Source organism: Halomonas sp. THAF5a, assembly GCF_009363755.1.
Lineage (GTDB): Bacteria > Pseudomonadota > Gammaproteobacteria > Pseudomonadales > Halomonadaceae > Halomonas.
In genome coordinates this window covers 2,550,668-2,572,589 of sequence record NZ_CP045417.1, presented here as the reverse complement: position 1 = coordinate 2,572,589, position 21,922 = coordinate 2,550,668, and the positions used below count along the sequence as shown (strand labels likewise).

Genomic DNA, 21,922 nt, shown 5'->3' with positions numbered 1-21,922 from the left:
CCCGGCGGTGCAAGGGGCGTCATCGGGGCGCTGGCGCGCCGGGGCAGGGTTAGGATACGATGTTCGACAATTTGGCGAAGGACGCTGATTTTGCGAAGGAAGCTGATGAAATGACGGACTCCCCCTTCGTGGAAGTGGCGGGGTTGCACTTCTCCCGCGGCGAGAAGGAGATCTTCCGTGGCGTCGACCTGGCCATTCCGCGAGGACAGATCACCGCCATCATGGGCCCCAGCGGCACCGGCAAGACCACCCTGCTCAAGATGATCGGCGGCCAGCTCATCCCCGACGCCGGTCGCGTGCGTATCGATGGCCAGGACGTCCATGCGCTGTCGCGCCGCGATCTCTTCGGCCTGCGCCGGCGGATGGGCATGCTCTTCCAGAGCGGGGCGCTGTTCTCGGACCTGGATGTCTACGAGAACGTGGCGTTTCCGCTGCGGGTGCATACCGACCTGCCCGAGGCGATGATCCGCGACCTGGTGCTGATGAAGCTCCAGGCGGTGGGGTTGCGCGGCGCCCGCGGGCTGATGCCCTCGGAGCTCTCCGGTGGCATGGCGCGGCGCGTGGCGCTGGCCCGGGCCATCGCCCTGGACCCGGAGCTGATCCTCTATGACGAGCCCTTCGCCGGGCAGGACCCGATCTCCATGGGCGTGCTGGTGCAGCTGATCAAGCGCCTCAACGAGGCCCTGGGGCTGACGGCCGTGGTGGTCTCCCACGACATCAAGGAGACGCTCTCCATCGCCGACTACGTCTACGTGATCTCCGACGGCCAGGTGATGGCCCATGGCACGCCGGCGAGCCTCGATGCTGACCGCGATCCGCGGGTCAGTCAGTTCATGCATGGCGAGCCGGATGGCCCGGTGCCGTTTCACTACCCGGCGAGGGACTTCCACGCCGACATCCTGGGCAGCGGGGGGCCGCAATGATCGAGCGAATTCGCCGCCTGGGGCACCGCTGCTGCGAGGTGATGGAGGCCCTGGGTCGGGCCGGGATCTTCCTCGGCCAGTCGGCGGTGGGGGTGCCGAGTCGCGAGGGCCTGCGCCTTTGGGTGCGCCAGATGCACTTCGTCGGCGTGATGTCGCTGGCCATCGTGCTGGTTTCCGGGCTCTTCATCGGCATGGTGCTGGCCCTGCAGGGCTATACCATCCTGGTCGACTTCGGCGCCGAGCAGGCGCTCGGCCAGATGGTGGCGCTGTCGCTGCTGCGCGAGCTGGGTCCGGTGGTGGCGGCGCTGCTCTTCGCCGGGCGTGCCGGTTCCGCCCTCACGGCCGAGATCGGCCTGATGAAGGCCACCGAGCAGCTGACCAGCATGGAGATGATCGGCGTCGACCCGCTGCGCCGGGTGATCGCCCCGCGCCTGTGGGCGGGCTTCGTGGCCCTGCCGCTGCTGACCATCGGCTTCAGCGTGGTCGGGGTGTGGGGCGGCCAGCTGGTCGGCGTCCAGTGGCTGGGGGTGTTCGAGGGTTCCTACTGGGGGAACATGCAGGCGAGCGTCGCGTTCGTCGACGACGTCGTCAACGGCCTGATCAAGAGCCTGGTGTTCGCCCTGGTGGTGACCTGGATCGCGGTCTTCCAGGGCTACGACCTGATTCCCACCTCGGAAGGCATCTCGCGTGCCACCACCCGCACGGTGGTCTATTCCTCTCTGGCGGTACTGGGCCTGGATTTCGTGCTCACCGCCCTGATGTTCGGAGAGCTTTCCTGATGTTCGGAGCAAACGGATGAAGCGCAGCAAGACGATGGAGCTCGGGGTCGGCCTGTTCATGCTGGCCGGTATCCTGGGCCTGGTGTTCCTGGGGCTGCGCGTCAGCGGGCTCAGCCTGAGCGTGCCCAGCGAGACCTTCCGGCTCGAGGCCAACTTCGCCAATATCGGCGGCCTGAAGCCGCGTGCCCGGGTCACCATGGCGGGGGTCACCGTGGGGCGGGTCGAGAGCATCGAGCTGGATACCGACTGGTACGATGCGCGGGTGGTGATGGAGCTCGACGGCGAGCTCGAGGGGCAGCTGCCCGAGGACAGCACCGCCGCCATCCTCACCGCGGGCCTGCTGGGCGAGCAGTATGTCGGTCTCTCGGTGGGCGGCGCCCCCGAGACCCTCGGCGACGGCGACACCCTGCGCGACACCCAATCGGCCCTGGTGCTGGAGGAGCTCATCCAGCAGTTCGTGACCAGCATGGTCAAGGAGTAACGACATGAAGACGATTCCCCTGCGCGCCCTGTTCCTCGGGCTCTGCCTGCTGCTGGCGGCGCTGCCACTTATGGCCGCCCAGGCCGACCAGCGCCCCGAGCAGATGATCCGCGACAGCATCGATGACCTGATGACCCGCATCGAGGGGCGCGAGTCGTACTTCGTCGATCACCTCGATGAGCTCGAGGCCATCGTCGACGACAGCCTCGAGGACGTGGCCGACTTCCGCTACATCGGTGCCAGCGTGATGGGCCGCTACTTCCGCAACGCGACCCCGCAGCAGCGCTCGCGCTTCGTCGAGACTTTCCGCGAGACGCTGATCGACACCTATGCCAAGGGGCTGGTGACCTTCGAGTACCGCGAGATCCGCGTGCTCGACAACCAGCAGGCCTCGCGCTTCGACGACCAGGCGAGCGTGGCCATGGAGGTGGTGGCCAGCGATGGCACCGTCTATCCGGTGAGCTACTCCCTGCGCCTGGACGACGACCAGTGGAAGGTGGTCAACGTCATCGTCAACGGCATCAACCTCGGGCTGACCTTCCGCAACCAGTTCGACCAGGCCATGCGCGACAACGGCCGCGACTACGACGCGGTGATCGACGGCTGGTCGCCGGACCTGGCCGTCGAGGAGCTGGAGGAGGGCGGCAGCGCATGAACGTGCTGCTCGAGCGCCACGGCTCTCGCCTGGAGGCCGATGGGCGGCGCCTGGCGGTCACCGGGGAGGTCGGCTTCGGGGTGGCCGCGGCGCTGTCCCGGGCCGGCCGCGACTGGCTGGCGGCCCGGCCGGCGGGCAGCGAGGTGATCTTCGACCTGAGCGGGGTCGGCCGCGTCAGCAGCGCCGCGCTCAGCGTGCTGCTGGAGTGGACCCGCCGGGCGCGCCGGGCGGGCGTGGAGGTCGCCTGCGTGCGGCTCTCGCCGCCGCTTGCGCGCCTGACCCGGGTCGCCGGGCTCGACACCCTGCTGCCCCTGGGGGACGTCGAGTCCGCCTGACGTCGTTCCGCGCCCTTGCCATCGCCAAGCGCGGCGCTTTTCTTTACCATGTTCTGCCACGACGGGACGCCCCCGCCGGCCCTGGCGGGCCCGGGGGCGTGTCCGCGACGAATCGATGAACCACAGGAGTGCCGGTTCCATGCAACCCAGTGACGTCAAGGCGCTGCTCGAGAACCGACTCGACGGCTGCGAGTTTCACATTCAGGGCGAAGGCTGCAATTTCCAGGTCATCGCCGTGGGCGAGGTCTTCGCGGGGCTCTCGCCGGTCAAGCGCCAGCAGATGATCTACGGCGCGCTGACCGAGGAGATCGCCTCCGGCGCCCTGCACGCGGTGAGCATCAAGACCTACACGCCGCAGCAGTGGCAGGCCGCCACCGACCAGCAGGGGGCCTGAGGGCGACCGTCCATGGACAAGCTGATCATTACCGGCAACGGCCCCGTCGACGGCGAGGTCTGGGTCAGCGGCGCCAAGAACGCCGCCCTGCCGATCCTCTGCGCGACCCTGCTGGCCGACGAGCCGGTGACCATCGGCAACCTGCCGCACCTGCAGGACATCACCACCACCCTGGAGCTGCTCGGCCACATGGGCGTGCAGCCGGTGATGGGTGACAAGATGTGCATCCAGCTCGACGGCTCCCAGGTGACCGACTGTCACGCTCCCTATGAGCTGGTCAAGAAGATGCGCGCCTCGATCCTGGTGCTCGGGCCGCTGCTGGCCCACTTCGGCCACGCCGACGTCTCGCTGCCCGGCGGCTGCGCCATCGGCTCGCGCCCGGTGGACCTGCACATCCACGGCCTGCAGGCCATGGGGGCCGAGATCAGCGTCGAGGGCGGCTACATCCGTGCCCGGGTCGACGGCCGGCTGCACGGCGCGACCATCTTCTTCGATACGGTCACCGTGACCGGCACCGAGAACCTGCTGATGGCGGCCACCCTGGCCGAGGGCACCACGGTGCTCGAGAACGCGGCCAAGGAGCCCGAGGTGGTCGACCTCGCCGAGTGCCTGATCAAGATGGGTGCGAACATCCGCGGCCACGGCACCGACACCATCGTCATCGAGGGCGTCGAGCGCCTGCACGGCGCCTACCATGACGTGATGCCGGATCGCATCGAGACGGGCACCTTCCTGGTCGCCGCGGCGCTCTCCCGCGGCCGGGTCAAGGTTCGCCGCACCCGTGCCGACATCCTCGACGCGGTGCTGGCCAAGCTCGAGGAGGCCGGCGCCGTCATCACCCACGGCGACGACTGGATCGCGCTCGACATGCAGGGGCGCCGGCCGAAGGCGGTCAACCTGCGTACGGCGCCCTATCCGGCCTTTCCCACCGACATGCAGGCCCAGTTCGTGGCCATGAATGCCGTCGCCGAGGGCACCGCCCGGGTGGTCGAGACCATCTTCGAGAATCGCTTCATGCACGTGCAGGAGCTCAACCGCATGGGCGCCGACATCGCCCTGGAGGGCAACACGGCGGTGATCACCGGCGTGGAGGCGCTCTCCGGCGCGCCGGTGATGGCCACCGATCTGCGCGCCTCGGCCTCGCTGGTGATCGCGGCGATGATGGCCGAGGGCGAGACCCTGGTCGACCGCATCTACCACATCGACCGGGGCTACGAGTGCATCGAGGAAAAACTGCAGCTGCTGGGCGCGCGCATACGGCGCGTGCCCGGCTGAGCCGACAACAGGCGAGACCCATGAGCAAGCAACTGATCCTGGCCCTCTCCAAGGGCCGCATTCTCGACGAGACCCTGCCGCTGCTGGCCGATGCCGGCATCACCCCGGCCGAGGACCTGGGCAAGAGCCGCAAGCTGCTCTTCGACACCAACCTGCCGGACGTCAAGCTGGTGGTGATCCGGGCCACCGACGTGCCGACCTATGTGCAGCTGGGTGCGGCGGACCTCGGCGTGGCGGGCAAGGACGTGCTGCTCGAACACGGCGTCGAGGGCCTCTACGAGCCGCTCGACCTGGAGATCGCCCGCTGCAAGCTGATGACCGCCGGCATCACCGGCGCCGAGCCGGCCCGGGCGCGGCGCCGGGTGGCCACCAAGTTCGTCAACGTGGCGCGGCGCTACTATGCCGAGCAGGGCATCCAGGCCGAGGTGATCAAGCTCTACGGCGCCATGGAGCTCGCCCCGCTGATGAACCTGGCCGACGAGATCGTCGACATCGTCGATACCGGCAACACCCTGCGGGCCAACGGCATGGAGCCCCGCGAACTGATCGCCCCGATCAGTACCCGGCTGGTGGTCAACAAGGCCGCGATGACCATGAAGCACGCCCGGCTCAAGCCGCTGCTCGCCCGCCTCCAGGAGGCCGTGGCGGCGCGGCGCCACGACGCGACCCTGACGGCCTCCTAGCCCGGCCAGTGGGCGAGCGTGTCCACCGCCGCCCCGATGCGACGAACCCTGATCCCAGAGGAAGCCTTGCCATGAGCGAATCCCCCACCGCCGGCGTCGACATCACCCGGCTGTCGACCGAGCAGGACGACTTCGATGCCCGCCTGGATCACCTGCTGGCCTGGGAAGGCGTCTCCGACGCTGTGATCCAGCAGCGCGTCGACGAGATCCTCGCCGAGGTGCGGGCGCGGGGCGATGCGGCGCTGATCGAGTACTCCAATCGCTTCGACCGCCTGAACGTCGCCTCCATGGCCGAGCTGACGCTGGGCGAGGTGCGCCTGCGCGAGGCCTACGAGGGGTTGCCGGCCGAGCAGCGCGAGGCGCTCGCGGCGGCCGCCGAACGCATTCGGGTCTACCACGAGCACCAGAAGCCCGCCTCCTGGCAGTACACCGAGGCGGACGGCAGCGTACTCGGCCAGCAGGTCACGCCGCTGGATCGCGCCGGCATCTATGTGCCGGGGGGCAAGGCGGCCTATCCCTCCTCGGTGCTGATGAACGCCATTCCCGCCCACGTGGCCGGGGTGCGCGAGATCGTCATGGTGGTGCCGACCCCGGACGGCGTGCTCAACGAGCTGGTGCTGGCGGCCGCCTACCTGGCCGGGGTCGATCATGTCTTCACCCTCGGCGGCGCCCAGGCGGTGGCGGCGCTGGCCTTCGGCACCGAGACGGTGCCGCGGGTCGACAAGATCGTCGGGCCGGGCAACATCTACGTCGCCACCGCCAAGCGCGCGGTGTTCGGCCAGGTGGGCATCGACATGATCGCCGGTCCCTCGGAGATCCTGGTGGTCGCCGACGGCGGCACCGATCCCGACTGGCTGGCCATGGACCTCTTCTCCCAGGCCGAGCACGACGAGGACGCCCAGGCGATCCTGGTCAGCTGGGACGAGGCGCACCTGGCGTCGGTGGAGGAGGCCATCGCCCGGCTGCTGCCGACCCTGGAGCGGGCGGCGATCGTGCGCGAGTCGCTCGCGCGTCGCGGCATACTGATTCGCTGCCGGGATCGCGACGAGGCGGTGACGCTGATCAACCGCATCGCCCCGGAGCACCTGGAGCTCTCGGTGGCCAATCCCGAGGGGTGGCTTGCCGAGGTGCGCCACGCCGGCGCCATCTTCATGGGGCGCTATACCGCCGAGGCGCTGGGCGACTACTGCGCCGGGCCCAACCACGTGCTGCCGACCTCGGGGACGGCACGCTTCTCCTCGCCGCTCGGGGTCTACGACTTCCAGAAGCGCTCCTCGATCATCCACTGCTCCGCCGACGGCGCCGGCGAGCTTGGCAAGATCGCCTCGACCCTGGCGCGGGGCGAGTCGCTGACCGCCCACGCGCGCTCCGCGGAGTATCGCTTGAAGCCCTGAGCAGGCGGGCGACCCGGACGCAACCCGGAGGCAAAACACACGAGGGCCCCGCCATCCGGCGGGGCCCTCGGCGTTTCGGGGGCGTGGCTCGGTCGGGCGTGTCGCCCTCAGCGCGGGTCGGGGCGGCCCACCGACGGCGTCGGCCGCTCGCCCAGCTCGATGCTCATCTCGCGGCGTTCGCCGCCGCGCACCACCGTCAGCGGCAAGCGGGTGCCGGGCGCCACCGCGGCGATGTCGCTCATGGTCTGGCGAGGGTCCAGCACCGGTTCGCCGTCCACCTCCAGCAGCACGTCGCCGGGCTGCAGGCCGGCACGGTCGCCCGGGCCGTTCGGCACCACCCCGGCGATCACCACGCCGATGGGGGTGTCGAGGCCGAACGAGGCGGCCAGTTCCCGGTTGAGTTCCTGGGCCTCGATGCCCATCCAGCCGCGCACGACCCGTCCCTTGACGACCAGCTCCTCGAGGATGCTGCGGGCGAGGTTGGCGGGGATCGCGAAGCCGATGCCCTGGGAGCCGCCGGAGCGTGAGAAGATCGCGGTGTTGATGCCGATCAGCGCCCCCTCGGCGTTGACCAGGGCGCCTCCCGAGTTGCCGGGATTGATGGCGGCATCGGTCTGGATGAAGTCCTCGTAGGCGTTGAGGCCGAGGTGGCTGCGCCCGGTGGCGCTGATGATGCCCATGGTCACCGTCTGGCCGACCCCGAAGGGGTTGCCGATGGCCAGCGAGACGTCGCCGATGGCGATCTGGGTGGTGTCGGTGAGCTCGATCACCGGCAGGGCGTCGAGCTCGATGCGCAGCACGGCGAGATCGCTCTCCGGGTCGGTGCCGATCACCTTGGCGAGGGTCTCGCGCCCGTCGCGCAGCGCGACCTGGATCTGGTCGGCGCCGCGGATCACGTGGTGGTTGGTCAGCACGTAGCCGTCCTCGCTGACGATCACGCCGGAGCCGAGGCTCGACAGCATGCGCTGCCGGCGGGGCGTCTCGTCGCCGAAGAACTGGCGGAAGAAGGGGTCGGACATCAGCGGGTGCTCCTCCCGCTCGACCACCCGGGAGGAGTAGACGTTGACCACCGCCGGGGCGGCGCGGGACACCGCCTCGGCATAGCTCACCGGTCCCTGCTGGCGGGTCAGCGGCTCGGCCTGGCGCACCTCGGGGGCGTCCCGGGGCTCGGCCGGCTCGGCGCCGGGGTCCGGCGCAGCGTCGTAGGGGGCAGTGGCCGTGGGTGCGGGGCTCGACCCATGGCGCCCGATCAGCTGAGGGAAGGCGTTGAGCAGCACGATGGCCCCCAGCACGCCGATCAGCACGGGCCAGAGGTAGGGGAGCAGGGTGCGTCGCATGCGGCGGGAGTCCTTGTCGACGATGCTGGGTCGCGGGGCTTCCGCCCGCTGGTTACACTGGGCGGATTGTAACATCGCCAACCCGACCGCGCCTGGAGGCTGCATGACGAACCGAGACGACCTGGTCGCCGCCTGCGACCGCCTGCTCGAGCCCGAGCGTTTCAAGGACTACACCCTGAACGGCCTGCAGGTGGCCGGCCGCGAACGGGTGACCCGGGTGATGAGCGGCGTGACGGCCTGCCAGGCGCTGCTCGACGAGGCCGTGGCGTGGCAGGCGGACCTGCTGCTGGTCCACCACGGCTACTTCTGGAAGAACGAGCCGGTCGCCGTCACCGGCATGAAGCGCCGGCGCCTGGCGACGCTGCTCGCCCATGACATCAACCTGCTGGCCTACCACCTGCCGCTGGACGCCCATCGCGAGCTCGGCAACAACGCCGAGCTCGGCCGGCGGCTGGGGTTCACCGTGACCGGCTGCGCCGACGGGGCGCTGGGCGAGGGTCTGGTGTGGCTCGGCGAGCCGTCGCGCGACCTCGACGCCGCCGGGCTGGCCCGCGAGGTGGGCGAGACGCTCGAGCGTGAACCGCTGCTGATCGAGGCGCCGGGAGGTGGGGCGATCCGCCGGGTCGCCTGGTGCACCGGCGGCGCTCAGGACATGATCACCGCCGCCTGGGAGGCGGGGGCCGACGCCTTCATCTCCGGCGAGATCTCCGAGCGCACCACCCACCTGGCCCGGGAGCTAGGCATCCACTACCTGGCCGCGGGCCACCATGCCACCGAGCGCTACGGGGTGCAGGCGCTGGGCGAGCGGCTGGCCGCCGAGGGCGGGGTCGAGCACCGCTTCGTCGATATCGACAATCCGGCCTGATCCGGCGCTCGCCACGACGACGCCCCGGCGCTGGGCCGGGGCTGGGCCGGGGCGTATGAGGGGGGGCGCCGGGCGTGGTGGCTCAGTAGCGTGGCGGCTGGGCCGCGCCTTCCTCGGGCGGCTTGAGGCCGAAGTCCTCGGAGAGGGTGCCGCGGTTACCGTCGGCGTAGTCGCGAGGCATGGAGGGTTCCGCTTCGTCCTCGGCGGGGGTGGCGGCATCCATGGCCTGGCGGCGAAGCGACGGGGCGCCCAGGGTGGTGCTGGCGGTCGCGGCCTCCTCTTCGAGGCTCTGGCTCTCCCGGCGCAGGGTCTCGGCGAGCTGGCCGATGCGCTCGAGGCTCTCGCCCAGGCCGTCCTTGAGGTCCGCCAGGGCGCGTTCGCGCTCGGCGAGGCGCCGGCGCAGCCGCTGGGCGTTGCCGGCGCTGGCGTTGAGCAGGTGGTAGCCCAGTGCTCCGATCCCGATGCCGGCCAGCAGGCAAGCGGCGGCCAGCACCCAGCTGATGTTGGTCTCATCCACGTTGTGCGTCTCCCTGGAGCAATGGCCCTGTGCGTGCCGGCCGCCGCGCGGCCGCGGCCCTATTATAGAGGCGAGCCCGCGTGCCGGGTCAATGCGGGAGGAGGCGCATGTCATGGGCCGGCGGGATGCGTATAATCCTCTCGCCATAGCCCGAGGAAAGGCGAGCAGGAATCCCCATGAGCGAGACGCACTCCCCCGCGACCGCCCGCGAGTCGCGCCGGCCCCAGACCCCGATGAGCCGCTACCGCGCCGATCTCGAGCGCCATGACTTCCAGCATGACGCGGCCCAGGAGCAGGCCGTGGCGCACCTACAGCGCCTCTTCGACGACTTGGTGGCGACCCCGCCCGAGCGGGTGGCGCCGCCGAAGCGTGGCGGCGGGCTCGCCTCGCGGGTGGCGGGGCTGTTCGGCCGGGGCGGGCGCGAGGCGTCCGCTGAGCCGGCGGTGCCGGCCGTCAACGGGCTCTACTTCTGGGGCGGCGTGGGTCGCGGCAAGACCTACCTGATGGACACCTTCTTCGAGACGCTGCCCTTCCCCGAGAAGATGCGCACCCACTTCCACCGCTTCATGCAGCGGGTGCACAACGAGCTCGAGCACTACAAGGGCGAGAGGAACCCGCTCTCGCTGATCGCCGCCAAGTTCGCCGCCGAGGCGCGGGTGATCTGCTTCGATGAGTTCTTCGTCAAGGACATCACCGACGCCATGATCCTGGCCAACCTGCTCGAGTCGCTCTTCGAGCATGGCGTGGTGCTGGTGGCGACCTCCAATATCGTGCCTGGCGAGCTCTACAAGGACGGCCTGCAGCGGGCGCGCTTCCTGCCTGCCATCGACCTGCTCGAGCGCCACTGCGAGGTGGTCAACGTCGACTCGGGGGTCGACTACCGGCTGCGCGTGCTGGAGCGTGCCGAGATCTTCCACGCCCCGCTCGACGCCGAGGCCGAGATCGAGCTCGCCCGCAGCTTCCGCGAGATCGCCGGTCACGAGGGGGAGGAGGGCGCGCCGCTGGAGATCAATCACCGCGTGCTGCACACCCGTCGGCTGCACGATGACGTGGTGTGGTTCGAGTTCAGCGAGCTCTGCGACGGGCCGCGCAGCCAGAACGACTACATCGAGCTGGCGCGTGAATTCCACAGCGTGCTGGTCTCCAACGTCACCCGCATGAGCGGGGCGACCGACGATCGCACCCGGCGCTTCATCAACATGGTCGACGAGTTCTATGATCGCGGCGTCAAGCTGCTGATGTCCGCCGAAGTGCCGGCCGAGGAGCTCTATCGCGACGGGCGCCTGGAGTTCGAGTTCCAGCGCACCCTGTCGCGGCTGCAGGAGATGCAGTCCCACGACTACCTGGCGCTGCCGCACAAGCCCTGATGCCTCTTCCCCTCCGGGGCACGGCTCGTGTAGAATGCGCGCTCGCTCGACCGTTGTCGCGTCCCTCGGGGCGGGCAACCAAGAAGAATAGGGACGGTTCCATGCCGGATTTCCGGCGGCAGAACCCAATACATCCTAATGGTGATTCACCCATGAAGACGTTCACTGCCAAGCCGCAGTCCGTCCAGCGCGACTGGTTCGTCGTCGACGCTGCGGACAAGACACTCGGTCGCCTGGCCACCGAGATCGCTCGCCGCCTGCGTGGCAAGCACAAGCCGGAGTTCACCCCGCACGTCGATACCGGCGACTACATCGTCGTGATCAACGCCGAGAAGGTGAAGGTCACCGGCAACAAGGTCAACGCCAAGACCTACTACCGCCACACCGGCTATCCGGGCGGCCTGCGCTCCATGAATTTCGAGAAGATGATCGCCCACGCACCGGAGCGTGTCATCGAGTCCGCCGTCAAGGGCATGCTGCCGAAGGGTCCCCTGGGCCGTGCCATGTACTCGAAGCTCAAGGTCTACGCCGGCACCGAGCATCCGCACGCTGCCCAGCAGCCGCAAGAACTGAACATCTGAGGGAGTCTTCGCCATGACACAGCAGTATTACGGTACCGGGCGCCGCAAGACCTCTACCGCGCGCGTCTTCCTGAAGCCGGGCACCGGCAAGATCACCGTCAACAGCCGTGAGCTGGACCAGTATTTCGGTCGCGTCACCGGCCGCATGGTGGTTCGTCAGCCCCTCGAGCTGACCGAGACCCTCGGCCAGTTCGACGTCTACGTTACCGTCAAGGGCGGTGGCGGCAGCGCCCAGGCCGGCGCCATCCGTCACGGCATTACCCGTGCCCTGATGGAGTACAACGAGGACTTCCGCAGCCAGCTGCGCGAGGCCGGCTACGTCACCCGTGACGCCCGCCAGGTCGAGCGTAAGAAGATCGGTCTGCGCAAGGCGCGTCGTCGCCCGCAGTTCTCCAAGCGCTGATACGCACGTATTGCCGCTTACCAACGCCCGGGTCCCGCGACCTGGGCGTTTCTTGTTTGGGATCAAGAATTTGTCACCGGATAGCGCCCCGCACAGGGAACCTTTCCTTGTGCGGGGCGACGCGATTTTTTAACATAGTGCGCATTTGATATCCGTGGTCGCGGGGGATTCACTGCTCGTGATGGAACAGCGGGTAAGTCGATGGGAGAAATCTGAAAATGGCAGATAACGGCGTAAACAAGGGTCGGCGCCGTTTCCTCGTAGGCGCCACCACCGTCGTGGGTGCGGTGGGTGCCGTCGGGGTAGCGGTCCCCTTTGTAGCTTCCTGGCAGCCGAGCGCCAAGGCGCGAGCGGCGGGTGCGCCCGTGCAGGCGGACGTGTCGAAGCTCGAGCCCGGGCAGCGCTTGACCGTGGAGTGGCGCGGCAAGCCGGTGTGGATCCTCAACCGGTCACCGGAGATGATCGAGCGCACCGAGGCAATCGATCCTTCGACGCTGGCCGATCCGGACTCCAGCGTTCCCCAGCAGCCGGCCTACGTGGAGGGGCCGATGCGCTCCATCAAGCCCGAGATCGGCGTGCTGATCGGCATCTGCACCCACCTGGGCTGCTCGCCGCTGTTCCGTCCCGAACCGGGCAGCGTCGACGTGGGTGACTGGCCGGGTGGCTTCTTCTGCCCCTGCCACGGCTCACGCTTCGACCTGGCGGGCCGGGTGTTCGCCAACGTGCCGGCGCCGACCAACCTCGAAGTGCCACCTTACCGCTTCGACAGCGACGTGCTGATCACTGTCGGCGAAGATGAGGAGTCTGCCTGATGGGTAATCCGAACAAGGCCAAGGCGGAGCGCGGCCTGATGCGCTGGGTCGACGACCGCTTCCCCGCCACCCAGATGTGGCAGGACCACCTGTCCAAGTACTACGCGCCGAAGAATTTCAACTTCTGGTACTTCTTCGGGTCGCTGGCCCTGCTGGTGCTGGTCAACCAGATCCTGACCGGCGTCTGGCTGACCATGAGCTTCAACCCCTCCGCCGAGGGCGCCTTCGCCTCGGTCGAGTACATCATGCGCGACGTGGAGTGGGGGTGGCTGATCCGCTACATGCACTCCACGGGGGCCTCGGCCTTCTTCGTCGTGGTCTATCTGCACATGTTCCGCGGCCTGCTCTACGGCTCCTACAAGGCGCCCCGCGAGCTGGTCTGGATCTTCGGCATGACCATCTACCTGGCGCTGATGGCCGAGGCCTTCATGGGCTACCTGCTGCCCTGGGGCCAGATGTCCTACTGGGGCGCCCAGGTCATCATCTCGCTGTTCTCCGCCATTCCGGCCATCGGCCCGGACCTGGCCCAGTGGGTGCGCGGTGACTTCCTGATCTCCGGCATCACCCTGAACCGCTTCTTCGCCCTGCACGTGGTGGCCCTGCCCATCGTGATCCTGGCGCTGGTGGTGCTGCACATCATCGCCCTGCACGAGGTCGGTTCCAACAACCCCGATGGCATCGACATCAAGAAGAAGAAGGACGAGACCGGCAAGCCCCTGGACGGCATTCCCTTCCACCCGTACTACACGGTGAAGGATATCGTCGGCGTGGCCGTGTTCCTGTTCGTCTTCGCGGTGGTGATCTTCTACTTCCCGGAAGGCGGCGGCTACTTCATCGAGAAGCCGAACTTCGAGCCGGCCAACCCGCTGAAGACGCCGGATCACATCGCCCCGGTGTGGTACTTCACGCCCTTCTACGCGATGCTGCGCGCGATCACCTTCTCGCTGTTCGGCCTGGACGCCAAGTTCCTCGGTGTCATCGTGATGGGGGCCGCGATCGCCATCCTCTTCGTGCTGCCCTGGCTGGACAAGAGCCCGGTGCGCTCCATGCGCTACAAGGGGTGGATCTCCAAGGTGATGCTGCTGCTGTTCGCCGTCAGCTTCGTGATCCTCGGCGTGCTCGGCGTGCTGCCGGCTACCGAGACGCGGACCCTGGTCGCCCAGCTGTGCACCGCGCTCTATTTCGCCTTCTTCCTGCTGATGCCGATCTATACCCGGCTGGAGAAGACCAAACCCGTACCGGAAAGGGTGACTGGCTAATGAAAAAGCAACTGTTCGCACTGCTCTTCGCGCTGGTGCCGATGGTCGGGTTCGCCGCCGGCGGCGGAGGCGTCCACCTCGAGGAGATGAATCCGGACCTCGACGACAAGGCGTCGCTGCAGAACGGCATGAAGCTCTTCGTGAACTACTGCATGGGCTGCCACTCCATGGAGCACCAGCGCTTCTCCCGTGCGGCCCAGGACCTGGACATGCCCCAGGGGCTGGTCGAGGACAACCTGATCTTCTCGGATGCCCTGAAGTTCAATGACCAGATGCACATCGCCATGGACAGCGGCGATGCCGAGAGCTGGTTCGGCGCCGCGCCGCCGGATCTCACCCTCGAGGCGCGCCTGCGTGGCACCGACTGGATCTATACCTACCTGCTGAGCTTCTACAAGGACCCGGAGCGTCCCACGGGCGTCAACAATGTGGTCTTCCCGCTGGTCGCCATGCCCAACGTGCTGGAGCCGCTGCAGGGGGTGCAGGAGAAGGTCTGTGCCGCCAGCGACAAGCCCGTCGACGGCGCCGAGCTGGACCCGCTGAGTGGCAAGTACCAGTCCTGCGAGACGCTGCAGGTGACGAAGCCCGGCCAGATGGAGCCCGAGGAGTTCGAGGAGGCGATCTACGACCTCACCAACTTCCTGGCCTACGCCGGCGAGCCGTCCAAGCTGCAGGCCCAGTCGCTGGGGCCCAAGGTGCTGATCTTCATCTTCATCTTCGGTGTCATCGCCTACCTGCTCAAGCGCGAGTACTGGCGCGACATTCACTGATCCGCCAGCGACAGTGCACCGCGGGGCGCATGGCCACTGGCCGTGCGCCCCGATGCTTTTTGCCCGATACCGGGCCGCACGATTGCCCTCAAGACGGGGGCGAGCGTGTTATCATCCCGGCACGAACTGATGCGAGGATTGTTTCATGGGTGTAGTGGCCAAGCGGTCGTCGATGATCTTCTACTCCGGGGGAGATGACCATTTCAGTCATCGTGTGCGCATCGTGCTCGCCGAGAAGGGCGTGGCCGTGGACATCGTCGAGGTGAGCGACGAGCAGCGCCCCGAGGAGCTTGCCGACCTCAATCCCTACAACAGCGTGCCCACGCTACTCGATCGCGACCTGGTGCTCTACGAATCCAAGGTGATGATGGAGTACCTGGATGAGCGCTTCCCGCATCCGCCGCTGTTGCCGGTCTATCCCGTCGCGCGTGCCAAGAGCCGCCTGTGGATGCACCGCATCGAACGCGAATGGTGTCCGCTGGTCGAGCAGATCCAGAGCGGCGCCAAGAAGGACGTGGAGAAGGCGCGCAAGGAGCTGCGCGAGAGCCTGGTCGGCATCTCGCCGATCTTCGAGGACATGCCCTACTTCATGAGCGACGAGTTCACGCTGGTGGACTGTTGCCTGGCGCCGATCCTCTGGCGCCTGCCGGAGCTTGGCATCGAGCTGCCCGAGAAGCAGGTCAAGCCGCTGTTGAACTACATGGAGCGGGTCTTCGAGCGCGATGGCTTCAAGGCCGCCCTGAGCGAGAACGAGCGCGAGATGCGCGCCTGATCCACCCGGTATTTCTCCCCCGGCCGGTCCGGGGGTACCCCACAGGAGGGCCAACCATGCATTCGAGCCGTCCCTATATGGCCAGGGCCCTGTATCAGTGGCTCCTGGACAACGAGCTGACGCCCTATATCGTCGTCGATGCCGAGCAGGAGGGCGTGGAGGTGCCGCGCCAGTTCGTCCAGAACGGCCAGATCGTGCTGAATCTGGCGCCGAGCGCCATTCGCGACTTCGCCATGGAGAACGAGGCCGTCAGCTTCTCGGCTCGCTTCGGCGGGCAGCCCATGCAGATCATGGTGCCCATGGAGGCGCTGATCGCCATCTACGCTCGGGAGAACGGGGTGGGCATGGTCTTCGGCCATGAGCCGGTGATGCCGGTCGAGGCCGACGAGACGGAAGCCGCGGACGATGCCTCGCCCCTGAGCGAGGTGGAGAGCACCGACGAGGCCGGCGACGGCGAGGTCGAGAGCGACGAGGCTCGCCCGCCCAAGGGGCGTCCCGCCCTGCGGGTCGTCAAGTGAGTCGCCGTCGTCCCCGGTCGGCATAGCTCTCCGGACGACGGCTGTCGGAACGCGGATCACCGCGTTCGTGGCACTCCAACGCAAGACGGCAGGCCCTTGGGCCTGCCGTCTTGCGTTGGGCGTGACGCCCCGGGGCTTTCGTCCCGCGTCGGGCGTCAGTCGAGGTAGTCGAAGACCTTGACGATGCGCTGCATGCCGCCGAGGCCGGAGACCGCCTGCACGATGCGCTCGGCCTCGCTGCGGGTGACGATGCCCATCAGGTAGACGCTGTCGTTCTCGGTGATCACCTGCACGCGGCCCGAATCGATCTCCTGGTTGGCGACCAGGTGGGAGTTGATGCGGGTGCGCAGCCAGGTGTCGGCGAGGCGCTGGCTGGCGGGCAGGTTGGCGGCGACGGCGAGCTCGTTATGCACCTCGCGCACGTTGCGTACCGCCCCGGCGACCCGCTCGGCCGTGCTCTTGAGCTCGTCGCTGGGCACCTGACCGGTGAGCAGCACCACGCCGTTGAAGCTGTCGACGTTGATGCGGGCATCGCCCAGGCGGGCATCGGTGCGGCCCAGGTTGTGGGCGATCTTGGTCTCGATGCTCTGGTCCTCGACCTGAGTGCCGAAGGTGCGCTCGCCGTAGTTCTCGTCGATGGTGCCGGGGTTGGTGACGCCGGTGACGGCGGTGCAGCCGGCAAGCGCCAGGGTCAGGCTGAGCAGCAAGGGGGAGAGCAGAGAGGTCTTGGTCATGGTGTCACTCGCTTGTGCCGAAGAGTTGCTCGTCGATCAAGTCGCAGAGGCAGTGGATGGCCAGCAGGTGGACCTCCTGGATGCGCGCCGTGGAGGTCGCCGGAACGCGAATCTCGCAGTCGTCCTGGCCCAGCAGCGAGGCCATGTCGCCGCCATCGCGGCCGGTCAGCGCGATCACCGTCATGTCGCGGTCATGGGCGGCCTGGATGGCCTGGATGACGTTGGCGGAGTTGCCGCTGGTGGAGATCGCCAGCAGGATGTCGCCGGGCTGGCCCAGGGCGCGGATCTGCTTGGAGAAGACCTCGTTGTAGCTGTAGTCGTTGGCGATGGAGGTCATCGTCGAGGTGTCGGTGGTCAGGGCCAGGGCCGGCAGGCTGGGGCGCTCGCGCTCGAAGCGGTTGAGCAGCTCCGAGGAGAAGTGCTGGCTGTCGCCGGCGCTGCCGCCGTTGCCGCAGGCCAGGATCTTGCCCTCGTTGACCAGGCACTGGACCATCATCTGGCTGGCCACCTCGATGAAGGGAGGCAGCACTTCGCTGGCGTAGGTCTTGGTGTCGATGCTGGCGTTGAAGTGGCCGAGTATGCGCTGCTGGAAATCCATGCGGGTTCCGGGTCCTTTGGCAGAGTGGCTTGACCGGTCAGGGCGCTTCGAAGGCGTTCGCGACCCAGTCGATCTCGAGGTCGGGCGGCGTGCCGGTCACGGCCAGCACGTCGAAGCGGCAGGCACATGATAGCCGGTTGCGCTGGAGATAAAAACGCGCCGCCCGGACGAGGCGGCGCTGCTTGGTGGGGGTGATGGTCTCGAGGGGATGGCCGTGGCGGCTGTCGGCGCGGTGGCGCACCTCGACGAAGACGAGGGTGGCGCCGTCGCGCATCACCAGGTCGATCTCGCCCCCCTTGGCGTGCTGGTTGCTGGCCTCGAGGGTCAGCCCCCGATCGGCCAGCCAGCGGGCGGCGAGTCGCTCGATGGCGCCGCCTCGGGCGCGGGCATCACGGGGCCCGGTCATCGCCGAACACCTTGGGTGCGATAACCGGCTGGGGCACGCCATCGACGAACCGGGCCCACGGCAGGCGGCGCTGGATGCGACCGTCGTCCTCGGCGCTCAGGGTACCGGTGGCGCCGAACAGCTCGGTGCCGCCGATCGCCTGTAGCTGCGGCATGCGCAGCGCCAGCTCGTAGGCGTCCACGCCCATGGCCATCAGCCGGAACATCGTCGAGTTGGATTCGTCGCGCAGCTCGCGGTAGCTGGCGAGGAAGGGCAGGGCCTCCACGCCGCCTACCGCCGCGTCGGGGATCTGCCAGGGGATGTCGGCGAACATCACGTCGTTGAGGTCGGCGTCCAGGCGCGGCTGCAGGCGCCCCTCGAAGAGGTGTGAGGTGGCGTAGATCGGCAGGTCGCCGCTGTAGGCGTAGTCCAGGTTAGGCGGCACCTGGCGGGCATAGTCGGGCAGGGCCAGCAGGAACAGCATGTCCGGCTTGGGGTTGGTGGCCGCCCGCTTGGCGCTCTCGGTGGCGGGGGCGCCCGGGTTGTAGCGGACCGCGTTGGCCACCTCGCCGCCGAGCTCGCGCCAGGTGTTCCAGAAGGCCTCGCCCACGCGGCGGCCCCAGTCGTTGTCCGGCACCAGCAGGGAGGCGAGGCGATGGCCGTCGGCGTGGGCGCGCTGGGCGGCCTGGCGCGCCTCGTCTTCGGCGGAGAGGCCGTACTGGAAGAGGCCCTTGGCCTGGTTGCGCTCGCCGCGGCCGTAGTTGAGGGCGAGGGTCGGCATCGGCACCCGGTCACGCTGTTCCAGCCGGCTGACGACGTCCTTGTCCAGCGGTCCGATCACCACCTGGGCGCCGAGGGCCTTGGCCTCCTGGTAGAGGGCCTCCATGTTGCCGCTGCTGCTGTCGAGGAAGCTCAGCTGGGCGCCGCTGTCGACGCCCGCCAGGTGATGGGTGCGGATGCCCTGGCGGGTCGCCTCGGCGATGGTCGACAGGGGGCCGGACTCCGGCAGCAGCACGGCGATGTGATCGACCCGCTGGCCGCGCAGCTCGCCCAGGGCGGTGATCTCGGCGGGCAGGCGGCGGGCGGCGGGGTGGCCGCGATAGCGCACGCGCCAGTCGTCGAGGCGCGCGAAGAGGCGCTGGATGTCGCTGCCGGTCGAGCGCACCAGCTCGGTCAAGGCGACCCAGCCGGCGCTCAGCGCATCGCCATCGTCGCCCAGCGCGTCGAGCTCGCGGCGGTCGAGGCGGGAGAGCTGCGCCCAGATCGCATCGTTGAGGTCCTCGCGCTCGGATGCGGCCTGCACCCGGATCAGCGCCCGGGCGGCGGCGAGGGGCTCGTCGGCCTCGCCCAGCGCCCGGGCGAGGCGCTCGCGCAGGGTCAGCGAGGCCTCGCGGGGCAGTTCGATCTCGTCGAGCAGCTGCCCGGCCTGGATGACCGCCCAGGGATCGCCCTCGGCCTCGCCCAGCTCGGAGAGCCGCAGCGCCCAGCGCACTCGGGCCTCGCGCGTGAGGCGGCTGTCGTCGACCTGCTTGGCGACCTCCAGCGCCTGGGTGCGATCGCCCCGGCGTGCTAGGATGTCGGCCGCTTCCAGGCGGGAGAGGGCCGCCTGCTCCGGCGCCTGCTGCTCGGCCTGCTCGAGCAGCTGCGCGGGGTCGGCATCGGGCTGGCGCTCGATGAGGCCCGGCTGGAAACCGCAGCCCGCGAGGAGCAGCGCCGTGAGCGCGGCGGCCAGCGGGCCGCGTAACGAGATCTTCATGATTCCTTCCCTTGTTTCCATGATCCAGACCGTCCCATCAGAGCATCCAGGAGCCGAGATGTCCGATACGCCTGCGGGTTCATTGTACGTGGTCGCCACGCCGATTGGGAATCTGGACGACCTGAGCCCGAGGGCCGCCAGGGTGCTCGGCGAGGTGGCGCTGGTCGCCGCCGAGGATACCCGTCACAGCGGCCGACTGCTGCGCCACCTGGGCCTGTCGCGTCCGATGCTCTCGCTTCATGAGCACAACGAGGCCGCGCGGGTCGATACCCTGGACGCCCGACTCGCCGCCGGCGAGGACGTCGCCCTGGTCTCCGACGCCGGCACGCCGCTGATCAGCGATCCGGGCTTCGTGCTGGTGCGCGAGCTCCGAGCCCGAGGGCGCCGCATCGTGCCCCTCCCGGGCCCCTGCGCCCTGGTCGCGGCCCTCAGCGCGGCGGGACTGCCCACCGACCGCTTCCTCTTCCAGGGCTTCCTGCCCGCCAAGGGAGGACCGCGTCGCGCCCGGCTGGAGTCGCTCGCCGCCCGCGAGGAGACCCTGGTGTTCTACGAGTCGCCCCACCGGGTCCGCGACACCCTGGCCGACCTCGATACCGTCCTCGGCGAGCGCCGGGTGGTGCTGGCCCGGGAGCTGACCAAGACCTTCGAGACCTTCCTCGACGGCACGCCCCGGGCGCTGCTCGAGCGCATGGTGGCGGACCCGGACCAGGCCCGCGGCGAGTTCGTGGTGATGGTGGCCGGGGCCGAGCGCCGCGACGACACCGAGCGCTCGGCGGTGGAGGCCGATGCCCTGCTCACGGCCCTGCTTGCCGAGGGGGTGGGCGTCAAGCAGGTCGCCGCCGTGACGGCGCGAGTGCTGGGGGGCGTCAAGAAGGAGTGGTATGCCCGGGCCCAGGCGCTCAAGGACGGTCATTGAGGCGGCGCCCGGGCGCTGGTATCCTTGCCGCGGGAGTTGGCCAGACAGTCGCCGCCGCCGCCGATCATGCATCGCCGGTGGGGGAGGAAAGTCCGGGCTCCACAGGGCAGAGTGCCAGGTAACGCCTGGGCGGCGCGAGCCGACGGAAAGTGCAGCAGAGAGCAGACCGCCTACGTCTCCCTCGGGAGGCCGGTAAGGGTGAAAGGGTGCGGTAAGAGCGCACCGCGCGCCTGGCAACAGTGCGTGGCACGGTAAACCCCACTCGGAGCAAGACCAAATAGGAACCCCATGGCGTGGCCCGCGCTGGGTTCGGGTAGGTTGCTGGAGGGCCGCGGTGACGCGGCTCCTAGAGGAATGACTGTCCACGACAGAACCCGGCTTATCGGCCGACTCCCCTTCGAACACCGCCGTCGCGAACGGCCTTCATGTCCCTGCCATCGAGAAGCGCATGCCGCCATCCGCCCCTGAACAGCCCGCCCGCGGCTTTCGTCATGCCAGCGTGCTGCTCGATGGCGCCGTGGAGGCGCTGATCCACGATCCCGACGGGATCTACCTCGACGGCACCTTCGGTCGCGGCGGTCACTCCCGTGCCATCCTCGAGCGGCTCGGCCCCGATGGGCAGCTGCTGGCTATCGATCGCGATCCCCAGGCGATCGCCGAGGCGGCGACCCTCACCGATTCGCGCTTCGCCATCGAACGCGGCGAGTTCGCCCGCCTCGGCGAGATCAGCGAGCGCCACGGCCTGCACGGCCGGCTCTCCGGGGTGCTGCTCGACGTCGGCGTCTCCTCGCCCCAGCTCGACGATCCCGAACGCGGCTTCAGCTTCCTGCGCGACGGCCCGCTCGACATGCGCATGGACCCCGAGCAGGGGGAGAGCGCCGCCGCCTTCCTGGCCCGTGCCGACGAGGGCGAGATGGTGCGGGTCTTCAAGGGCTACGGCGAGGAGCGCTATGCCCGCCGGCTGGCCCGGGCCATCGTGTCGCGCCGCGTCGAGCGCCCCTTCACGCGCACCGCGGACCTCGCCGAGGTGGTCAAGACCGCCCATCCCGCCTGGGAGAAGGGCAAGCACCCGGCGACCCGCGTCTTCCAGGCGCTGCGCATCCAGGTCAATGGCGAGCTGGAGCAGCTCGATGCCGCCCTCGACGCGGCCCTCGAGGCCCTCGCCCCGGGCGGGCACCTGGTGGTGATCAGCTTCCACTCGCTGGAGGATCGCCGGGTCAAGCGCTTCATCCGCGACCACGTGCGTGGCGACACCGACCTGCCGCGGGGCGTCCCGCTCCGCGACGACCAGCTCAAGCGGCGCCTCGAGTCGCTGGGGAAGGCGCGCCGGCCCTCCGCCGAGGAGGTGCAGGAGAACCCCCGGGCGCGCAGTGCGGTGATGCGTGTAGCGCGCAAGCGGTACTGAGGCTCGCC

26 protein-coding genes and 1 other RNA gene are annotated in these 21,922 nt (G+C 68.9%); 21 read left to right on the top strand and 6 right to left on the bottom strand.

Features of this window, described 5'->3' with window-relative positions; all coding sequences use genetic code 11:
• The first annotated feature begins 110 nt into the window (after window positions 1–110).
• From FIU83_RS11620 to hisD, 9 genes are all read left to right on the top strand, one after another.
• Entirely contained in the window at window positions 111–923 is an 813-nt protein-coding gene (locus FIU83_RS11620; protein ID WP_152484194.1) for an ABC transporter ATP-binding protein, read from the top strand.
• Entirely contained in the window at window positions 920–1,702 is a 783-nt protein-coding gene (gene mlaE / locus FIU83_RS11615) for a lipid asymmetry maintenance ABC transporter permease subunit MlaE (protein WP_152484193.1), read from the top strand. The genes FIU83_RS11620 and mlaE overlap by 4 nt, the downstream gene beginning before the upstream one ends.
• A 16-nt stretch (window positions 1,703–1,718) precedes the next feature.
• Window positions 1,719–2,183: an outer membrane lipid asymmetry maintenance protein MlaD gene (gene mlaD, locus FIU83_RS11610; protein WP_108446794.1), complete on the top strand. Its 465-nt coding sequence runs from the start codon at window positions 1,719–1,721 to the stop codon at window positions 2,181–2,183.
• 4 nt (window positions 2,184–2,187) lie between these two features.
• Window positions 2,188–2,838: a phospholipid-binding protein MlaC gene (locus tag FIU83_RS11605; RefSeq protein WP_152484192.1), complete on the top strand. Its 651-nt coding sequence runs from the start codon at window positions 2,188–2,190 to the stop codon at window positions 2,836–2,838.
• Window positions 2,835–3,173: a lipid asymmetry maintenance protein MlaB gene (locus FIU83_RS11600; protein ID WP_152484191.1), complete on the top strand. Its 339-nt coding sequence runs from the start codon at window positions 2,835–2,837 to the stop codon at window positions 3,171–3,173. Before FIU83_RS11605 ends, FIU83_RS11600 begins: the two co-directional genes overlap by 4 nt.
• 139 nt (window positions 3,174–3,312) lie before the next feature.
• The gene (locus FIU83_RS11595; protein WP_253939459.1) at window positions 3,313–3,567 is read left to right on the top strand and encodes a BolA family protein; all 255 of its coding nucleotides are present in this window, start codon (window positions 3,313–3,315) and stop codon (window positions 3,565–3,567) included.
• A gap of 12 nt (window positions 3,568–3,579) precedes the next feature.
• On the top strand, window positions 3,580–4,842 hold the full coding sequence (murA, locus tag FIU83_RS11590) for a UDP-N-acetylglucosamine 1-carboxyvinyltransferase (protein ID WP_152484189.1): 1,263 nt from the start codon (window positions 3,580–3,582) through the stop codon (window positions 4,840–4,842).
• A gap of 20 nt (window positions 4,843–4,862) precedes the next feature.
• Window positions 4,863–5,525, top strand: coding sequence for an ATP phosphoribosyltransferase (gene hisG / locus FIU83_RS11585; RefSeq protein WP_152484188.1), 663 nt, complete (start codon window positions 4,863–4,865; stop codon window positions 5,523–5,525).
• A 71-nt stretch (window positions 5,526–5,596) separates the two neighbouring features.
• On the top strand, window positions 5,597–6,919 hold the full coding sequence (gene hisD / locus FIU83_RS11580; protein WP_152484187.1) for a histidinol dehydrogenase: 1,323 nt from the start codon (window positions 5,597–5,599) through the stop codon (window positions 6,917–6,919).
• Between the two features lie 107 nt (window positions 6,920–7,026).
• Here hisD and FIU83_RS11575 read toward each other — a convergent pair whose 3' ends face one another.
• A complete protein-coding gene (locus tag FIU83_RS11575) occupies window positions 7,027–8,256 on the bottom strand; it encodes a Do family serine endopeptidase (RefSeq protein WP_152484186.1) in 1,230 nt (409 codons plus the stop codon).
• A 103-nt stretch (window positions 8,257–8,359) separates the two neighbouring features.
• Between FIU83_RS11575 and FIU83_RS11570 the strand changes: the two genes are divergently transcribed.
• Complete coding sequence (locus tag FIU83_RS11570) at window positions 8,360–9,121, top strand: Nif3-like dinuclear metal center hexameric protein (protein ID WP_152484185.1); 762 nt, start codon at window positions 8,360–8,362, stop codon at window positions 9,119–9,121.
• 82 nt (window positions 9,122–9,203) lie between these two features.
• Here the strand turns inward: FIU83_RS11570 and FIU83_RS11565 are convergent, their stop codons facing one another.
• A complete protein-coding gene (locus FIU83_RS11565; protein WP_172976076.1) occupies window positions 9,204–9,638 on the bottom strand; it encodes a DUF1043 family protein in 435 nt (144 codons plus the stop codon).
• A gap of 176 nt (window positions 9,639–9,814) precedes the next feature.
• On the opposite strand from FIU83_RS11565, the gene zapE reads away from it, so the two are divergent.
• The 8 genes from zapE to FIU83_RS11525 all read left to right on the top strand — a co-directional run bounded on the left by zapE (window position 9,815) and on the right by FIU83_RS11525 (window position 16,120).
• Window positions 9,815–11,005, top strand: a complete 1,191-nt coding sequence (gene zapE / locus FIU83_RS11560; RefSeq protein WP_152484183.1) for a cell division protein ZapE — start codon at window positions 9,815–9,817, stop codon at window positions 11,003–11,005.
• Between the two features lie 152 nt (window positions 11,006–11,157).
• The gene (gene rplM / locus FIU83_RS11555; RefSeq protein WP_071941796.1) at window positions 11,158–11,586 is read left to right on the top strand and encodes a 50S ribosomal protein L13; all 429 of its coding nucleotides are present in this window, start codon (window positions 11,158–11,160) and stop codon (window positions 11,584–11,586) included.
• 13 nt (window positions 11,587–11,599) lie between these two features.
• Window positions 11,600–11,989 carry a 30S ribosomal protein S9 gene (rpsI, locus tag FIU83_RS11550; protein WP_152484182.1) on the top strand — a complete coding sequence of 130 codons (390 nt, stop codon included), beginning with the start codon at window positions 11,600–11,602 and terminating at the stop codon, window positions 11,987–11,989.
• Window positions 11,990–12,207: 218 nt separating this feature from the next.
• A complete protein-coding gene (petA, locus tag FIU83_RS11545; protein ID WP_152484181.1) occupies window positions 12,208–12,801 on the top strand; it encodes a ubiquinol-cytochrome c reductase iron-sulfur subunit in 594 nt (197 codons plus the stop codon).
• A complete protein-coding gene (locus tag FIU83_RS11540; RefSeq protein ID WP_152484180.1) occupies window positions 12,801–14,060 on the top strand; it encodes a cytochrome bc complex cytochrome b subunit in 1,260 nt (419 codons plus the stop codon). Before petA ends, FIU83_RS11540 begins: the two co-directional genes overlap by 1 nt.
• Entirely contained in the window at window positions 14,060–14,830 is a 771-nt protein-coding gene (locus FIU83_RS11535) for a cytochrome c1 (RefSeq protein WP_152484179.1), read from the top strand. Before FIU83_RS11540 ends, FIU83_RS11535 begins: the two co-directional genes overlap by 1 nt.
• Before the next feature lie 145 nt (window positions 14,831–14,975).
• Window positions 14,976–15,602 carry a stringent starvation protein SspA gene (sspA, locus tag FIU83_RS11530; protein ID WP_152484178.1) on the top strand — a complete coding sequence of 209 codons (627 nt, stop codon included), beginning with the start codon at window positions 14,976–14,978 and terminating at the stop codon, window positions 15,600–15,602.
• A gap of 56 nt (window positions 15,603–15,658) precedes the next feature.
• Complete coding sequence (locus tag FIU83_RS11525; RefSeq protein ID WP_152484177.1) at window positions 15,659–16,120, top strand: ClpXP protease specificity-enhancing factor; 462 nt, start codon at window positions 15,659–15,661, stop codon at window positions 16,118–16,120.
• A gap of 155 nt (window positions 16,121–16,275) precedes the next feature.
• On the opposite strand, the gene FIU83_RS11520 is transcribed toward FIU83_RS11525, so the two are convergent.
• The 4 genes from FIU83_RS11520 to FIU83_RS11505 are packed head-to-tail and all read right to left on the bottom strand — an operon-like array spanning window position 16,276 to window position 19,593.
• Complete coding sequence (locus FIU83_RS11520; protein ID WP_152484176.1) at window positions 16,276–16,854, bottom strand: BON domain-containing protein; 579 nt, start codon at window positions 16,852–16,854, stop codon at window positions 16,276–16,278.
• 4 nt (window positions 16,855–16,858) lie between these two features.
• Window positions 16,859–17,452, bottom strand: a complete 594-nt coding sequence (locus FIU83_RS11515; protein WP_152484175.1) for a phosphoheptose isomerase — start codon at window positions 17,450–17,452, stop codon at window positions 16,859–16,861.
• 37 nt (window positions 17,453–17,489) lie between these two features.
• Window positions 17,490–17,858, bottom strand: coding sequence for a YraN family protein (locus FIU83_RS11510; protein ID WP_152484174.1), 369 nt, complete (start codon window positions 17,856–17,858; stop codon window positions 17,490–17,492).
• A complete protein-coding gene (locus FIU83_RS11505) occupies window positions 17,842–19,593 on the bottom strand; it encodes a penicillin-binding protein activator (RefSeq protein ID WP_152484173.1) in 1,752 nt (583 codons plus the stop codon). Before FIU83_RS11505 ends, FIU83_RS11510 begins: the two co-directional genes overlap by 17 nt.
• 58 nt (window positions 19,594–19,651) lie before the next feature.
• On the opposite strand from FIU83_RS11505, the gene rsmI reads away from it, so the two are divergent.
• The 3 genes from rsmI (at window position 19,652) to rsmH (ending at window position 21,914) form a co-directional block, all read left to right on the top strand.
• Entirely contained in the window at window positions 19,652–20,509 is an 858-nt protein-coding gene (rsmI, locus tag FIU83_RS11500; protein ID WP_172976075.1) for a 16S rRNA (cytidine(1402)-2'-O)-methyltransferase, read from the top strand.
• A gap of 32 nt (window positions 20,510–20,541) precedes the next feature.
• An RNA gene (gene rnpB / locus FIU83_RS11495) (RNase P RNA component class A) lies at window positions 20,542–20,907 on the top strand.
• Between the two features lie 50 nt (window positions 20,908–20,957).
• On the top strand, window positions 20,958–21,914 hold the full coding sequence (gene rsmH / locus FIU83_RS11490) for a 16S rRNA (cytosine(1402)-N(4))-methyltransferase RsmH (RefSeq protein ID WP_152484172.1): 957 nt from the start codon (window positions 20,958–20,960) through the stop codon (window positions 21,912–21,914).
• The last annotated feature ends 8 nt before the right edge of the window (window positions 21,915–21,922 follow it).

What these genes read in the sequence shown, in the direction of transcription:
- FIU83_RS11620 (WP_152484194.1), top strand. Translation starts at nt 111, where the DNA reads ATGACGGACTCCCCCTTCGTGGAAGTGGCGGGGTTGCACTTCTCCCGC.
- mlaE (WP_152484193.1), top strand. Translation starts at nt 920, where the DNA reads ATGATCGAGCGAATTCGCCGCCTGGGGCACCGCTGCTGCGAGGTGATG.
- mlaD (WP_108446794.1), top strand. Translation starts at nt 1,719, where the DNA reads ATGAAGCGCAGCAAGACGATGGAGCTCGGGGTCGGCCTGTTCATGCTG.
- FIU83_RS11605 (WP_152484192.1), top strand. Translation starts at nt 2,188, where the DNA reads ATGAAGACGATTCCCCTGCGCGCCCTGTTCCTCGGGCTCTGCCTGCTG.
- FIU83_RS11600 (WP_152484191.1), top strand. Translation starts at nt 2,835, where the DNA reads ATGAACGTGCTGCTCGAGCGCCACGGCTCTCGCCTGGAGGCCGATGGG.
- FIU83_RS11595 (WP_253939459.1), top strand. Translation starts at nt 3,313, where the DNA reads ATGCAACCCAGTGACGTCAAGGCGCTGCTCGAGAACCGACTCGACGGC.
- murA (WP_152484189.1), top strand. Translation starts at nt 3,580, where the DNA reads ATGGACAAGCTGATCATTACCGGCAACGGCCCCGTCGACGGCGAGGTC.
- hisG (WP_152484188.1), top strand. Translation starts at nt 4,863, where the DNA reads ATGAGCAAGCAACTGATCCTGGCCCTCTCCAAGGGCCGCATTCTCGAC.
- hisD (WP_152484187.1), top strand. Translation starts at nt 5,597, where the DNA reads ATGAGCGAATCCCCCACCGCCGGCGTCGACATCACCCGGCTGTCGACC.
- FIU83_RS11575 (WP_152484186.1), bottom strand. Translation starts at nt 8,256, where the DNA reads ATGCGACGCACCCTGCTCCCCTACCTCTGGCCCGTGCTGATCGGCGTG.
- FIU83_RS11570 (WP_152484185.1), top strand. Translation starts at nt 8,360, where the DNA reads ATGACGAACCGAGACGACCTGGTCGCCGCCTGCGACCGCCTGCTCGAG.
- zapE (WP_152484183.1), top strand. Translation starts at nt 9,815, where the DNA reads ATGAGCGAGACGCACTCCCCCGCGACCGCCCGCGAGTCGCGCCGGCCC.
- rplM (WP_071941796.1), top strand. Translation starts at nt 11,158, where the DNA reads ATGAAGACGTTCACTGCCAAGCCGCAGTCCGTCCAGCGCGACTGGTTC.
- rpsI (WP_152484182.1), top strand. Translation starts at nt 11,600, where the DNA reads ATGACACAGCAGTATTACGGTACCGGGCGCCGCAAGACCTCTACCGCG.
- petA (WP_152484181.1), top strand. Translation starts at nt 12,208, where the DNA reads ATGGCAGATAACGGCGTAAACAAGGGTCGGCGCCGTTTCCTCGTAGGC.
- FIU83_RS11540 (WP_152484180.1), top strand. Translation starts at nt 12,801, where the DNA reads ATGGGTAATCCGAACAAGGCCAAGGCGGAGCGCGGCCTGATGCGCTGG.
- FIU83_RS11535 (WP_152484179.1), top strand. Translation starts at nt 14,060, where the DNA reads ATGAAAAAGCAACTGTTCGCACTGCTCTTCGCGCTGGTGCCGATGGTC.
- sspA (WP_152484178.1), top strand. Translation starts at nt 14,976, where the DNA reads ATGGGTGTAGTGGCCAAGCGGTCGTCGATGATCTTCTACTCCGGGGGA.
- FIU83_RS11525 (WP_152484177.1), top strand. Translation starts at nt 15,659, where the DNA reads ATGCATTCGAGCCGTCCCTATATGGCCAGGGCCCTGTATCAGTGGCTC.
- FIU83_RS11520 (WP_152484176.1), bottom strand. Translation starts at nt 16,854, where the DNA reads ATGACCAAGACCTCTCTGCTCTCCCCCTTGCTGCTCAGCCTGACCCTG.
- FIU83_RS11515 (WP_152484175.1), bottom strand. Translation starts at nt 17,452, where the DNA reads ATGGATTTCCAGCAGCGCATACTCGGCCACTTCAACGCCAGCATCGAC.
- FIU83_RS11510 (WP_152484174.1), bottom strand. Translation starts at nt 17,858, where the DNA reads ATGACCGGGCCCCGTGATGCCCGCGCCCGAGGCGGCGCCATCGAGCGA.
- FIU83_RS11505 (WP_152484173.1), bottom strand. Translation starts at nt 19,593, where the DNA reads ATGAAGATCTCGTTACGCGGCCCGCTGGCCGCCGCGCTCACGGCGCTG.
- rsmI (WP_172976075.1), top strand. Translation starts at nt 19,652, where the DNA reads ATGTCCGATACGCCTGCGGGTTCATTGTACGTGGTCGCCACGCCGATT.
- rsmH (WP_152484172.1), top strand. Translation starts at nt 20,958, where the DNA reads ATGCCGCCATCCGCCCCTGAACAGCCCGCCCGCGGCTTTCGTCATGCC.